Source organism: Blautia acetigignens (assembly GCF_025566865.1).
In the GTDB taxonomy this organism is placed as follows: Bacteria; Bacillota; Clostridia; order Lachnospirales; family Lachnospiraceae; genus Blautia_A; species Blautia_A acetigignens.
Map to the genome: position 1 here is coordinate 217,752 of NZ_JAOQJM010000002.1, position 13,889 is coordinate 231,640.

General features: G+C 37.2%; 13 protein-coding genes and 1 pseudogene. 4 read left to right on the plus strand and 10 right to left on the minus strand.

Annotated features, from left to right (window positions below; translation table 11 throughout):
• Positions 1-216 (minus strand): recombinase family protein (locus OCV70_RS03850; protein WP_262579250.1); only part of this gene is annotated, 216 nt, incomplete at its 3' end.
• Positions 217-503: 287 nt separating this feature from the next.
• Here OCV70_RS03850 and cptIN point away from each other — a divergent pair.
• Positions 504-992: a type III toxin-antitoxin system CptIN family toxin gene (gene cptIN, locus OCV70_RS03855; RefSeq protein WP_117852658.1), complete on the plus strand. Its 489-nt coding sequence runs from the start codon at positions 504-506 to the stop codon at positions 990-992.
• Between the two features lie 39 nt (positions 993-1,031).
• On the opposite strand, the gene OCV70_RS03860 is transcribed toward cptIN, so the two are convergent.
• Positions 1,032-1,166 carry a hypothetical protein gene (locus tag OCV70_RS03860; protein WP_262579252.1) on the minus strand — a complete coding sequence of 45 codons (135 nt, stop codon included), beginning with the start codon at positions 1,164-1,166 and terminating at the stop codon, positions 1,032-1,034.
• Between the two features lie 206 nt (positions 1,167-1,372).
• On the opposite strand from OCV70_RS03860, the gene OCV70_RS20070 reads away from it, so the two are divergent.
• Positions 1,373-1,714 carry a hypothetical protein gene (locus tag OCV70_RS20070; RefSeq protein ID WP_243000226.1) on the plus strand — a complete coding sequence of 114 codons (342 nt, stop codon included), beginning with the start codon at positions 1,373-1,375 and terminating at the stop codon, positions 1,712-1,714.
• Positions 1,715-1,878: 164 nt separating this feature from the next.
• Positions 1,879-2,523, plus strand: a complete 645-nt coding sequence (locus OCV70_RS20075) for a hypothetical protein (RefSeq protein ID WP_262579255.1) — start codon at positions 1,879-1,881, stop codon at positions 2,521-2,523.
• On the opposite strand, the pseudogene OCV70_RS03875 reads toward OCV70_RS20075, so the two are convergent.
• From OCV70_RS03875 to OCV70_RS03905, 6 genes and pseudogenes are all read right to left on the minus strand, one after another.
• Positions 2,485-2,721 (minus strand): annotated as a pseudogene (locus OCV70_RS03875) (PfkB family carbohydrate kinase); the annotation flags it as partial. The gene OCV70_RS20075 and the pseudogene OCV70_RS03875 sit on opposite strands and share 39 nt — an antisense overlap.
• Entirely contained in the window at positions 2,705-4,069 is a 1,365-nt protein-coding gene (locus tag OCV70_RS03880) for an MFS transporter (RefSeq protein ID WP_262579257.1), read from the minus strand. The pseudogene OCV70_RS03875 and the gene OCV70_RS03880, both read right to left, overlap by 17 nt.
• 149 nt (positions 4,070-4,218) lie before the next feature.
• A complete protein-coding gene (locus OCV70_RS03890; protein ID WP_173766816.1) occupies positions 4,219-5,247 on the minus strand; it encodes a zinc-dependent alcohol dehydrogenase in 1,029 nt (342 codons plus the stop codon).
• Positions 5,248-5,632: 385 nt separating this feature from the next.
• A complete protein-coding gene (locus OCV70_RS03895; protein ID WP_330385679.1) occupies positions 5,633-6,766 on the minus strand; it encodes an ROK family transcriptional regulator in 1,134 nt (377 codons plus the stop codon).
• 513 nt (positions 6,767-7,279) lie between these two features.
• Positions 7,280-8,989, minus strand: a complete 1,710-nt coding sequence (locus tag OCV70_RS03900) for a recombinase family protein (protein WP_262579258.1) — start codon at positions 8,987-8,989, stop codon at positions 7,280-7,282.
• The gene (locus OCV70_RS03905; protein ID WP_173766818.1) at positions 8,982-11,954 is read right to left on the minus strand and encodes a TOTE conflict system archaeo-eukaryotic primase domain-containing protein; all 2,973 of its coding nucleotides are present in this window, start codon (positions 11,952-11,954) and stop codon (positions 8,982-8,984) included. The genes OCV70_RS03900 and OCV70_RS03905 overlap by 8 nt, the downstream gene beginning before the upstream one ends.
• Before the next feature lie 173 nt (positions 11,955-12,127).
• On the opposite strand from OCV70_RS03905, the gene OCV70_RS03910 reads away from it, so the two are divergent.
• The gene (locus OCV70_RS03910) at positions 12,128-12,256 is read left to right on the plus strand and encodes a hypothetical protein (RefSeq protein ID WP_262579260.1); all 129 of its coding nucleotides are present in this window, start codon (positions 12,128-12,130) and stop codon (positions 12,254-12,256) included.
• A 126-nt stretch (positions 12,257-12,382) separates the two neighbouring features.
• On the opposite strand, the gene OCV70_RS03915 is transcribed toward OCV70_RS03910, so the two are convergent.
• Positions 12,383-13,285, minus strand: coding sequence for a nucleotidyl transferase AbiEii/AbiGii toxin family protein (locus OCV70_RS03915; protein ID WP_244096238.1), 903 nt, complete (start codon positions 13,283-13,285; stop codon positions 12,383-12,385).
• Complete coding sequence (locus OCV70_RS03920; protein WP_117852288.1) at positions 13,282-13,875, minus strand: type IV toxin-antitoxin system AbiEi family antitoxin domain-containing protein; 594 nt, start codon at positions 13,873-13,875, stop codon at positions 13,282-13,284. The genes OCV70_RS03915 and OCV70_RS03920 overlap by 4 nt, the downstream gene beginning before the upstream one ends.
• Positions 13,876-13,889 lie beyond the last annotated feature (14 nt).

Consider the following 13,889-nt stretch of genomic DNA (forward strand, 5'->3'; position numbering starts at 1 on the left):
ATTCTCAATATTATCCAACATTCTCTGAAATTCCGGTCTGCCCTCTACACTTTTTCCAGATTTGCCTTCGTCTGAATACTCATTTACGATTTCCATGTTCTGAAACTCCGCATATCTCTTGAGTTTTTCTTTCTGAGCGTCCAAACTGTATCCATCTACCTGCATGGTTGTAGATACTCTGGTATATATATCGCATTTAATCTTCTTATTCTTCATAATCTTCCTCGCAATATAGCTCCGTTTTTTGTCCCAACTTTATTTTAGTACTTGTTCCAACTATTTTCAATACTTCTTTTTATTTTTTATTGACATATTTTCGTTACAACCATATAATAATGATAGAGACAGGATTTCTGTCATCGAAAATATTGTTCGCCCACCGTTGGCGGCTTATAAGTGATCGGCTCGAAAATATTGTTCGCTCACCGGAAGCGTCTAATAAATGTCCGGCTCGAAAATTTCGGTCCTGCCGCATGGCAGGGCTTATTTTATAGGTGATGAACATGATATACCAAGAAGGATACGTTTACCATATTAAAGATGAATACTTTGAAAAAGTACGTGATTCCAACTTAATGCAGAACAAAGAAGGTGGTACATACCGTCCTACTTTTTACTGTCTGCGTGACAATAAAACTTCTCTGTTATGGATGGTTCCACTCAGTTCTCGTGTAGAAAAGTTTAAAGCAATACACGATAAACAGGTGACTAAATACGGAAAGTGCCTAACGATTGTTTTAGGTGAATTTGATGGAAAAGAAGCTGCTTTTCTTCTCCAGAATATGTTTCCAATCAGAGATTATTATCTTGACCATATACATACTCGAAATAATAATCCGGTTCCTGTTAAGCATTCCATTCACAAGGAAGTAACAACACGTATGAAAAAAATTCGTCAACTTCATTCCAGAGGAAAAAAAGTGGTATTTCCAGATATTGACCGACTTGAGCAGATTATGCTTGCAGAAGTAAAAGATAACGCAGCCGAATAATTTCACAAAAAAGCGACAGTCTGATTTACATTTTGTATTTCAGGAAACTGCCGCTTCTTTTTCTTCTTTATCCTGTTTTTCTTCCTCCAACTCACGGAGGACTTCATCGCCGTACTTATCGATCATCCGTACCAGAAAATCAATGCACCGCTCAAATTTAATATTCTGTTGCATAAGCTCCTCCCGTCATTGTTTTGACCTGAGCTTATTTTACAGAACATACCCTCAAACAGCATTGAATCGAAATTGACTCCAAATTGAGAAAAACACTAATAAAACATATTTCATTTTCTTGAATCGAATGTATGTTCATGGTATGATATCTTTATTCAAGAAAACTTATTCACCAGTTATATTTTACGGAAAGGAGGAAATGCCCATTGGATCGATGTGATTTTAGTTCTATTATGACAATTTTACGAAGCTACGTGCGGGAAAACAATCAGTTGAATCAGTCTGAATTTTTATATGAAGTATTTGATGACTTTCTTTCCAGTCCGGAAGGTGCAGATTTTTCTTTTGATAATGGACTTGTATGCCGTTGGATGAGCGGACAGGCAAAAGTCAGTCCCAAACTTATCAACTACTATTCTGCCAAAAGTTCTCAGCTAAAACTTTCAGATACTCTGGAACATATGATTCTACCTATGATGTTTGACCCGGATAAGGCTTTATCTGATGTATATCTGCTTTGGAATGGAACGTACCTTTATCAAGCGTGATACAAAGAATCAAAAGCTTCTTGCCGGAGACTCCTTGTCTCCTGTTGTTCTTGGCTATATTGCTGACAGTGAAGTCCCAAAACCCTGCCGGCATTTTGTTGGCAGAAAATCCGAAATAGAAAATCTTCATGAATGTCTGGAAAACAATTCCAAAGTATTTCTTTATGGCATACCAGGCATTGGAAAAAGTGAATTGGCTAAAGCATATGCCAGAAAGCATAAAAAATATTATACCAACATCCTTTATATTGAATACACCGGAGATCTGCACCAGTCTATCACCAGCTCAATTATTAAGAAAATTACAGGAAGAAAAAACAGCGTTAGAAAATGAAGACGACATTCGGATTATTAAAGACGGTCAAAGTAGTAAAGCAAGAATTTTTGCAAAATGGATGCATCTATCAAATTTGAATGAAATCAATAATCTGATAGAAACTGGCTTTATCCAGACTAATACTCGCCACACTATTTCCCTGCATCCGATGATTCAGGAAATTGCCCTTTCAGAGACAAAGCCATCTGTAAGTAGCTGCCACACATTACTGGATTCTTTACAGCAAATATGTTTAATGCATGGAATTGAGGTTGATTATTACAAGAAGCAGTTTCAGATAATAGGAAATATCATAGAATTGATTCAAAAGGATGACATGCCAAAATATCTGCTTTTTCTGGAAAATTCTTTTCCATATATGCAAAAATATGATTATCAGAAAGGCATGAAAGCACTACTTCAGGAATTGAAATGTCTTTTAAAATCAAAAGATATTGGCACTGATTCCTTCCTTTTGCAATGTCTTCTTTAAAAATTTACCATGCATATCGTTTCCAACTTTTTCAATAAAAGATGTATGATACCCAAAGTGGCTTGCAACGGTTAGAAGATTTGCCGGAGCACCGCCGGGATTCTGTTCGAACAATTTTCTTCCATCCTGACTGTGTCCTGCTTCCGTAAAATCGATCAGCAATTCTCCCAATGCCGCGATATCAACTTTTTCTTCCATTTTTCAGTTCCTCCACAATCTCGTTGTAACGTTTTTTATTTAACCGGTAGAAAAACAATACAACCGCAGTCACAATCCAAAGTGCACCTGGAATCGTCGTAAACGCATGTTTCATAATTGAAAGTACAGTTGTATTTTGTGTCTGATTTGCAATATAACCATATTTTCCAAGTAATCCTGCTAAAAGTGCTGTTCCAACTGCCATTCCGATTTTATTTCCAAGTGAAATAAATGCATACTGAAAACCGTCATTTCTAAGTCCGGTTTTCCACTCCCCATATTCCACGCAGTCTGGAATAATTGCATAGATTGCTGTATTAAATCCAGAGAAGAAAAACTGTGTCAGACCAGATAAAGCATAAAAAATGGCTGGTGATTCTTTGGCATTAAAGAAAAACATAGTCAGCATGGAAATTCCTGTAAATAAAGCAAAGAGAGAGGCTGTTCTTCCTTTGTTATTCAGCTTGCGGAATACTGGTTGAAAACAGGCTGCCCCTATGATAGAAGGAATAATGATGCACATCGAATAAGTTGTGTAGTAGGAGGCATTCCCTTCCACATATGTAAAATAATACAGAATATCTGCGTTTCTACCATATAATGTAAATCCAAATAATATCTGTCCTACCAATGCAAGAAGATATGGTCTGTTCTGCATGACTGCTTTCAACTGAACCTTTACAGAAATTTTTTCTTTTTCCGGAGTAATCACTGCCTCTTTCGTCTTCGCAAAGCAGAAGAAATGACAGGCTGTAAAAATACATCCATATATGACCGCAACCGTCAAATATCCTGTCTTTGCACTGTGACTGCCGAATTTGCTGATCAGCGGAACTGTGATAATATTTAACACACCAATTGCAATCATCGCTGCAACCGAACGGGATGTATTTATTTTTGCACGTTCATCAATATCCTGTGTCATAGCACCACACAAGGTTCCATATGGAATATTCACACAGGTATACCCCAAAACCAGCAGACAGTATGTAATTACCATATAAATAATCTTTCCATTCTGCGGCCAGTCAGGTCTTGCCCAGAATGTCATGACAAGAAGAATCGCTGTAATTGGTGCCGATACTAACAGCCATGGACGGTACCGTCCCCATCTCGATTTTGTTTTATCCGTAAGTCCCCCGACGATTGGATCATTGATTGCATCCCAGAATCTTGAAAAAAGCATAAGTGCTGACACCGCCGCCATACTGATTCCGAACACGTCTGTATAAAATATCATCAGAAAATTACTGACGAACATCCAGCTGAAATTACATCCAACATCACCAAACCCATATGCGATCTTACTGATCAGCGGTACTTTTCCATTTTTGTTTTCGCTTCCCATATGTCTCTCCTGTTTTTATCAGAGTTTCTGACAGAACTCTATTTTTTCCTCATTTGGTCCCTTAATCATAAAAAACTTCACACCATTTTCCCCAAATGGCAATTCTTCGATTCCGTCTGTAATAACTGTATATTTTTCATGTGAACTCCTTACTTTTCACTGACATTGATAATTACTTTCATCGTTGTCTCACGGTTATCATCAATATACTGGTATGCCTTCAGATAATCTTTAAAAGCAAATGTCTTTGAGATAAGCGGTTTCAAATGAACTTTGCCCTCATTTACCAGTCTGATTCCATCTATATAATCATCATGGCGATACATCATCGTGCTCTTAATGTCAAGTTCGTGGTCATTTGCCACCGCAAGATCTATCTCTGCCATTCCAGCAAAAACAGCCACCAATACGATTGTACTTCCTTTTCTTGCATACTTGATTGCCTGCCCCATTGTGATATTGTTTCCAGCACAGTCGTATATTACATCCGCCTTATCCGGTCCAAATGCTTCGATCATTGCCTCACCGAAGTCTTTATTTTTGGTATTCACACACACATCAATTCCACATTCTTTTGCCTTTGCCAGTCTAAGATCACTGATATCTGTGATCATCACTTTCGCTGCCCCCATTCCTTTTGCTGCCTGTGCTACGAGATTTCCGATCGGTCCTGCGCCAAGGACTGCAATATTCATGCCAGCCACATCGCCCATCTGTTTTACACCATGAACTGCCACAGCAAGAGGTTCGATCATAGCTCCTTCTTCATAGGACATATCTTCTGGAATAGGTGTTACTTTAGATGCATCCACTGCAAAATACTCAGATGCTGTTCCTGTCGTCTGAAATCCCATTACTTTTAATTCCTCACAGAGATTATACTTTCCATGACGGCATGGATAGCAATGTCCACAATATACCTGCGGCTCTATCGTCACCTTCTGTCCAACATGAAACTCTGTGACATTTTTTCCAAGTTCTGTAATCTCACCGGAAACCTCATGTCCCTGTGTTACCGGATATTTTGTAAACGGATGTTTTCCATGATAAACATGAATATCTGATCCACAAACACCAATATTCATAATCTTTACCAACACCTGATTTTCTTTTACCTCCGGAACCGGAACCTCTCTAAAAATAATTTCTCCTGGATTTGTCATTACCTGCTGTAACATAATTGTTTCCTCCTTTTTTATATTGTTTTATTTTATGTTTTATAAAATGTTTTATTAAAGTAATTACATTATTACCCTGTAAACACGATTTGTCAATATGTTTTTCATAATTTTATATATTTCATAATTTCAAAATACATTTTTTGTGTGTTTTTCACAATCAACACGCAAAAACGGAAAGGAAACCGTAGTTACTGTTTTCTTTCCGTTTTTTACTATAATATCTTTTTCTAATTTTAGACAACTTCTCGTTTTTCACGCATATAAAGCGGACATCTGCATTCGCTTTGCAACCTGTCAGTGGGAGTTTTTAACTCCAACAGACTAAACATCCCCTTGCCCTACGCATCAGATGCGGTGGACTGCTTATCTGCGTTCAAAAAATTTACAATTCTACCATATGTTTTGTAAAAAAGTATTTCGCGGCTCCAACAGCCGACGCTTCTTTCTTATACGAACAATTTTTCAAGTATGAAACATCATGCTCAAAGCCATTATATGCCATCACTTTTTCTCCCAGTGGTATCATATAATCTGACAATACCCCTCCCACATCACCTCCTAGTATGATATCCATATCATATGCCATCCGCAGATTTGATATCAAAACAGCAAGATGATCCAGATACTCATTCCATGTCTGAAAAGTTTTTTCATCACCACTTTCAATTTTTTCCATAAATGCATCCAGTGACTGCCTGTTATCTTGTGTCAGTACACTTGCAGCACAATATGCATCCGCACATCCTGATTTACCACAATAACACTTTCTTCCACCGGGAACGAGTATCATGTGACCAAACTCCCCTGCTTTCTGGTTCTGCCCTCGAAACAGCTTTCCATCTATGCAGAATGCGCCTCCTAAGGTATGGTTCAAAGACAGATATATCGCATTTGGATACTTTTGCTTTTTTTCTGCAAGCATTGCAGCATTAGCATCATTTTCAAAATATACTGGAATTTCCAGAGCCTGCTCTAAAAAGCGCAGACTATAATTCTCTATGCCTAAAGCATGAGATTTTAAAACGATCCGTTCTTTCTGATCAATGATTCCTGGAATCGCCACTCCAATCCCAAGTAGCGTATCCTTCGCTAATTCGCCTTCAAGAAAAGTTTTGACCTTTTGTGCCACCTCTGTACAATAGGATAATTCTGCCGTAAATTTTAAACGGATGCGATCTTTTTTTATAATCTCATCTCCAAGATTTACTAATACCATTTCTATATGATTCGCTGTAATCAAAATTCCCATTGCATGACAGTATGACTTATTAATTCCTATACTTTTTGCCTTCCGGCCACCAGTCGAAGCATATTCCCCAGTTTCTTCCAACACCATTTTTTCTAACAAGTCATTCACATTTGCTAACACAGTCGGCATACTCAAGTTTAACTCTTTTGCAATTTCCGCCTTGGATGTAACATGATTGTTCAGCACATAATTAATTATTTTTTTTCTTGTTATATTTCTTTTATCTTTATTTTCCGTTTTCTCATCCTCTTTTATTAAATATTTTATTAAAGAATTATATACTTTTTTATTCTTCTTGTAAAGTAATGTTTTATAATAAAAATTTGCTGCATTTAGAAATGCTACTTTTAAGAATCAAATTTGCCGGATACCCAATCACTATATTTTTCATTCACGTTATCTCATCACAATTACTGTGGTAATTCTTTGCCAAAATGGAAATTCAATTTTACAACTTTCCAAACATTCACTCAATTCCAGCTCAATTTCCCCTCAATGCCTTTTTCCTCCGATTTTCGTATGCTTACCCCACAGCAAAGCAGTACCACACCGGTACGACCTGCTGAATCAATCAATACGAAAACGGAGGTATTTTTTATGTAATCGCCGGAACTGTCTCATATTTATAACCGCTCTGTCCACAAACCTTCATGTTTCTTACATTTTTCTTTGCCATAGAATTGACTCCTTTCAGACTTGACTAATAGATTTTTAGATAAAAAGAAAAAGCCGCTGACACGTTATCTTCTAACGCATCAACAGCTTCTGTCTTGCTTTGTTTCAGTGTATTATGAGTTTTACCGTGGTATCTGGTTTTCGGTTGCTCAAGAGGCACACAGTTTCAACGGTACTTTCTTTGTCCCAACAAAGTTCCTGTGTCTCCCCGCCTCCAAAATACACAGGGAAACGGAACTTTATGTGCTTCAGGAATCTGCCATCCGGCTGCTCCTGCTCGTAAATGTCCACCTGTTCTACAAAACTGTTAAGAAATTCTTTCTTCTCCAGGTCGGTGAACTTATCATATAGTTTATCAAAATATAAAAGAAATTGATAGACGTTTTCTTCTGATATTTTCTGTTGCCGGATATTCAGCAGGCGATTCTTGACTTCTTCTATACTGTTCTCCACGCCTTCAATTTCATCATACAGACGGTATAACCTTGTCTCCATATCCTGATATTTCTTCTCATAAAATTTATCCATGATGTCCAGGCTATCCATCTGCTGTCCAAGTCTTCCTTTTGCTCCGGTCAGCTGCCTGTGCTGTTTTTCCAGTCCTTCAATCTCTTTTTCTATTTCTTCTGTATCTATTCTTGAACCGATTTTATTCAGAATTGCTTCTTCGAATTTAGGATTCTTCACCAGCTTCCGAATAACCTCTTCCACTGCATTGTTAATCTTCTCCTCGCTCCATTGTTTACGATATCCACATTTATGACCATCTACCAGGCGACGATGTTTGCAGGCATAATAGAAATAATCCTTATATAAGGTTCCGTCTTTCTTTTTCTTTCGATTCACGTTTCCATACATACCGCTTCCACATAACGGGCATCTCAATATTCCGGATAAGATATGCTCATGATCGAGACTATGTGTCTTTTCATATTTCACACCTGTTTTTTCCCGTTTTTGATGAGCCAGCTCCCAGTCTGTTTCCGAAATAATCCCTTCATGGATACCATCGTGCAGCATATAATTTTCCTGCTTTACAATGCGATATTCATTTCTTGTACCAGAAACTTTCTCGTTTTTCCTTCGTCCATAAGCCAGCTTTCCACAGTATACCGGATTATCCAGAACGCCTTTTATAAATGATGCGGCAAATGCGTCCAGTGTATTATTCTGTCGTTTTTTCTTTTTATATCCATGCTGGTTCAGCCATGCAGCAATCGCAGAGATTCCCATATTGGTATGAATAAATTTATCATAGATCAGACGAATAATCTCTGCTTCGTCCTCTGCGATCTGCAATTCTCCATTTACCAATTCATAGCCATATGGAGCAAATCCACCGTTCCATTTTCCTTCCCTGGCTTTCTGCTTACGTCCCTCCATTGTCTGAACAAGGATATTCTCTCGTTCAATCTCTGCCACCGCAGACAGAACAGAAATCATCAGCTTTCCACTATCTTTTGAGCTGTCAATTCCATCTTCAACACAGATCAGATTCACTCCAAAATCCTGCATCCGCTGCAAAGAATTTAAAACATCTGCCGCATTACGACCAAATCTGGAAAGCTTGAACACCAGTACAAACTGCACCTCATCTGTGCCATTCTCAATATTATCCAACATTCTCTGAAATTCCGGTCTGCCCTCTACGCTCTTTCCAGATTTACCTTCATCGGAATACTCATTTACGATTTCCATGTTCTGAAATTCCGCATATCTCTTGAGTTTTTCTTTCTGAGCATCCAGACTGTAGCCATCTACCTGCATGGTTGTGGATACTCTGGTATAGGTATCACATTTTATCTTTTTATTCACTTTTCCTCCTCTCCTCAGAATATCCCAAAGCAATTTCCAACAATTCCGTTGCAACTTGTGAATTTCTGATACGCATTAAGTTATCCCAGACATCAGCTTTTCCAAGTAGATTCATCCCGCCATGCCATACTATTTCATCATCAATAACGGCAAAACATTCTTCTACTTCTGTTCTTGTTATCACATTTATTCCTACCAATTGCATTGCTCTGATTAATTCATAACATACATCTGACTTTCCGTAAGTAATATCTTCCGGATCTGTTGTAATAACAGTGACCTTTACCCCTACTTCCTGTCTCTTCTTGATTAGTAATAAAAATCTGTCAATTTTATCCTGTCTGATATCTGGACTGGAAATTACCACCATTTTTTCTGACTCTACAATATCTTGCTCGAATTTTTCGGTATAATTTACAGAATCAAATATTGCATTTATTATTTGTTTAGGTTGCAACTCTTGTGTCCAGATTGAAAATCCTGTCTTCCTGTACGTTCTCAATCTTTTTGCATACATTTTATCAAAATAACGCACATGCGAATCAATATAATCATACACATAAACAGCTTCTTTTCCGACATAATCTCTGTTTAATCTACCTACATACTGTTCCAGGCGTCCTTCAAAAGATACAGGTGCTGCAAGCATTAATACATCCAGTCTTGGGAAATCAAACCCTTCTCCTATTTTCTGACCAGTTGCCACCAAAATAAGCGATTCATTTTCAGGTATCTGCTTTAATTTTACTCTTATTTCAGCATTTTCCTTATCCGAATTATCCCCATATAAAAGGAATACATGATCTGCTTTTTCCTTTAAGGCATCATGTAAAAATTTTGCATGTTCCTTAAATCTTGTTAAAATTACAGGAGTTTGTTTTCTTGCAACACAAGTTATAACATCATCTATAATCATTTCATTGCGCACCTTACTGGTACTAATCAAATTATATGCTTTATTAATATTTTCCTTGCTTTCTGCAGTATCAACTACTCTTGTGTATCTTGGGACAAAATAATTTCCAATCCCTTGCTCCTTAGCCCTCTCCAACGCAGTAAATCTATGTCTCAAAGGTCCCAGCAGCATATAGATAATCCGATCAAGACTGTCACCACGTTTAGGTGTAGCAGAAACACCATATACATATTTTGCATTTATTTTCTGCAATAATTCCATAGATGTGTTAGAAGCTGCGTGATGACATTCATCCATAATTACCATTCCGTAAGAATTAATCCGTTCATTAAATTTTCCTCTGCTGTACATTGAACCAACCATTGCAACATCTATAATCCCTGTCAATGTATTTTTATTTCCGTGCAAAACGCCTATCACACTATTTCTTTTTTTCTTTCTTCCTGTTTTTGTTTCATATTCCGGTGGTTCTTCTCTTATCTCTAAGAAATGATTCAATTCATCAACCCACTGATTAAGCAAATCTTTACTTTGCAGCAAAATGAGCGTATTTACTTTTCGCTCTGCAATAAGGTAACTACATACTACAGTCTTTCCAAATGCAGTTGCCGCACTCAGAACCCCATCTGAATGTGATAATAATTTTTCTGCCGCTAATTCCTGTTGCATTCGCAAATCACCTTTAAAAGATACTCTGATAGGTTGTCCTGTTTCTCTTTGATCTGAAACATCAACTGAAATGCCTGCTTTTTCACATTCCTGTATAATATTTTCCCGCAGTCCTCTCGGAATCTGTATATATCCATCTATATCCTTACCTAAATATACAGCACTGAAATTATAATAATTAGAATATCCCAGCCTTTTATTTTTGTAAAATTCCGGATTATCAAATGCCGCCAAACTACGAATCTGATTTTGTATTCTTGGCATAAGATTCAGAGTATCAACATAAACTCCATTGCCCAATACCATGTGAAGCTTGCCCACAACATCTAACTTACAAAACTCACATTTCTTCTTCCATGGTTTCGGTCTGACATTCTTCTCAATATTAGTAAGCGTTCCTCGGACTTCTGCTAATTCTCCCTGCCATTTTGCCATGCATTGTTCAACATCTTCTATTCCCAGCTTTCTTGTTTTATTGAAAAGAGCATCCCATTGATCAGGATAAGCATTCCAATTTTCATCTACAAAAGCACTATTTCCATTTTTAAGAGCCTGCCCCTGTAATGGCAATGCAATCAAATTACCTATGCTGCTTGCCACATCCTGCGAAGGATACATTCTATCATAATAATGAAACGATTTCAGATTGATGGAAGTTGAACCCTTGTCTAATAGGAGAAATCCAAAATTCCTTGCTGTTGCCGCAGGTATTGCCTTTTTAAAGAAAATCCATACATGGGCACCTTTTCCAGATCGAGACCTCTCAACTAAAGGTCTGATACCATTAAGCTCACACATTTTTCTAAGCGCATCCACTTCTTTATGCCACTCATTATCCGTATTTGCAAAGTCCGTAACCTCTGCTCCTTTTTCGTGATTATCAAAATCAAATACTATAAATCTGCATGTACCATTTGGCAGTAAAGGATATACACCTATTACATCTGATCCATCTTCTTTTGTGCCTAACAAATGAGCAATTATTTTTTTAACATCCAAACTAATCCATTGGGTATTTTCACATTCATCACAAAATATCTTCTCTTTACGTTGTTTAGGACAAAGCCGGTCATTCCAACGATTTGCACATTGTGGAAAATACCCCCCGTTCTTTCCCCGTCTAGCATATACATCTTCTCTTCCCCAAAACATCGAAAAGAAACGTATTGCCATTTTCTCTGTAATATATGGCGGATTTACAATACGACTCCCTTGATCCAGGTCATATTCTTCTGCACTTTCTATTTTTTCTTCAAAAGGATTCACCTCTTCATATGAAATGCCTGCTTTCTTCAATTTATCTTTTAATATCTTGTTCTCATATTCAAGCAACCTAACCATTTTTCTCAATGAATCAGCATCATATGCTTCTATGTTCAAACCTTCCACCTACAATTCTTATTATCTCGTAACATAACTTCCATTCAATGTCCCAACTTAATTTTAGTACTTGTTCCAACTATTTTCAATACTTATTTTTCATATTGACGCATTTCTCTGCCAATCGTATAATTAATACACAAAAAAAGCCACAAAAACTGGGAGGTGTCCGTATGGCTACTTCAAGTATTACTCATAATTTTCTCATATCCAATCCAAATAGCGTAAAACGTTTTGTCACAGCAATTGACGAAGCCGACCGTGACCGCACACCAAAGCAGACACTTCCCGGACGTCAGTAAACGAACCCACAGGAAATCTTAGCTTTAATGTCAAAAAGAAAAAAACAAACTCTTAAATATTAAAATTCTTCAATAAAAAATCCTCTAAGACAATAGGTATTTCACTATCTCTTAGAGGATTTTTCTTCAAAACTTGTTCCTGTCTTTTATTCCCTTTTCATCACTGATCCAGGAAACCTGATCGCTAAAAAAAGAAATTTTTTCAATATTATCTACTATTGTTTCCGATATTTCTCCCCACGGAAGATCATCAACAAAATAGTTTACACGCTTAAAACGATTCCACATTTCTTCGAGTCCAGAATCATCTTTAATCTTGTCTAAGGTTTCTCTCACTTCCTCCTCACCAAAAGAAGTTTCACGCTTCATGCAAGTAGCCGCAAATGCCTTTTTCAAAACATCAAAGCTTATCTGATCAGCCTTTGAATTCATAATCTCATATACATCATAAAAATCCCTCATTCTGGTATTCGCAAGTCCTCTTGCCAAAATCGTCTGCATCTTTTCCGCAAGAAGAGTTTCAAGATTATACGACAAAACTGAAATTGATCTGTCTTCAAACATAAGCTTGTATTTATACTCTACTGCACCTGGCGTGATTGCATCATCCGTAGAAATATCGATCTTAAAAGGTTGCCTCATTCGTTCCAGATTAGCTTCTATCACCATCCTAACGCCAGGATAATCAAATTCTTCCATGATTTCTTTTACTGACGTAATCTTAAAGGTTACCCCATCTTCAAGCTGAAGCTCACCGATTCTCTCAATGATTGCTCTAGCATCCTTCTCATTAAGAGGTAATGCTTTCACAGTTGTATCGATATCCATTGTAGCTCTCATGTCTACACCAACAATAGAAGCAACAAGCATTCCGCCTTTCAAAATAAAATTATTCCTGTATTCAGAAACAGAAACTCTTTCTAAGAACCTTTCCATAAAATATGTTCTAATTAATGCTTGCGCAACTTCACCATTCCCGCCTGACATGTTTTTTACTTTGTCTTTAAGTTGTTTCGCTGTATGAATCATACCATTACCTCCACATACATCATCACTTCATCCCTTACTCCAAGTTTAACCGCATACTCAATCAATCTTGAAAGATTCTTTTCCTTCGAAGACATATATTCCTTAATTGCTGTCTGATATAACTGAATTTCATATTTCTTTCGATCTTTAATCAAATCACAAATACATCTTTCCTTGTCATATACTTTAACCAAGTTACCGCTACTTGACGGGATCTCACAAGTCCCCATATCAAGAATCTCTGGGTTTGCATAACGAACTTCTTTGTTTTTCTTTTTGATATGTGTTGCATTATACCCGATAGGAACAGTGAAACAAATATGACTGTATTCTCTGTCGGTAAGACCATGCAAATAAAGGGCGGTCTCGCCCGAATAAATAATATTCTTATTTCGTTGCTGGAGGACAAACAACTCATCTGGCCACACATTATCTAAGATATAAATGCCATGTGCCACTTTTTCCATATCATGCTCTCTGACGTATTTTGAGACAGATGGCTTTGATACACCTGATTCAACGGCCTTCGATGTAATCAAATATCCATTATCTTTTTCAATTAGCGATTCCAAAATATCTGATGTTGACATAGTTGTCCTCCTTA

Excerpts from the sequence above, each read along its gene's own strand:
- cptIN (WP_117852658.1), top strand. The coding sequence starts at position 504 with ATGATATACCAAGAAGGATACGTTTACCATATTAAAGATGAATACTTT.
- OCV70_RS03860 (WP_262579252.1), bottom strand. The coding sequence starts at position 1,166 with ATGCAACAGAATATTAAATTTGAGCGGTGCATTGATTTTCTGGTACGG.
- OCV70_RS20075 (WP_262579255.1), top strand. The coding sequence starts at position 1,879 with ATGGCATACCAGGCATTGGAAAAAGTGAATTGGCTAAAGCATATGCCA.
- OCV70_RS03880 (WP_262579257.1), bottom strand. The coding sequence starts at position 4,069 with ATGGGAAGCGAAAACAAAAATGGAAAAGTACCGCTGATCAGTAAGATC.
- OCV70_RS03890 (WP_173766816.1), bottom strand. The coding sequence starts at position 5,247 with ATGTTACAGCAGGTAATGACAAATCCAGGAGAAATTATTTTTAGAGAG.
- OCV70_RS03910 (WP_262579260.1), top strand. The coding sequence starts at position 12,128 with ATGGCTACTTCAAGTATTACTCATAATTTTCTCATATCCAATCCAAAT.
- OCV70_RS03915 (WP_244096238.1), bottom strand. The coding sequence starts at position 13,285 with ATGATTCATACAGCGAAACAACTTAAAGACAAAGTAAAAAACATGTCA.
- OCV70_RS03920 (WP_117852288.1), bottom strand. The coding sequence starts at position 13,875 with ATGTCAACATCAGATATTTTGGAATCGCTAATTGAAAAAGATAATGGA.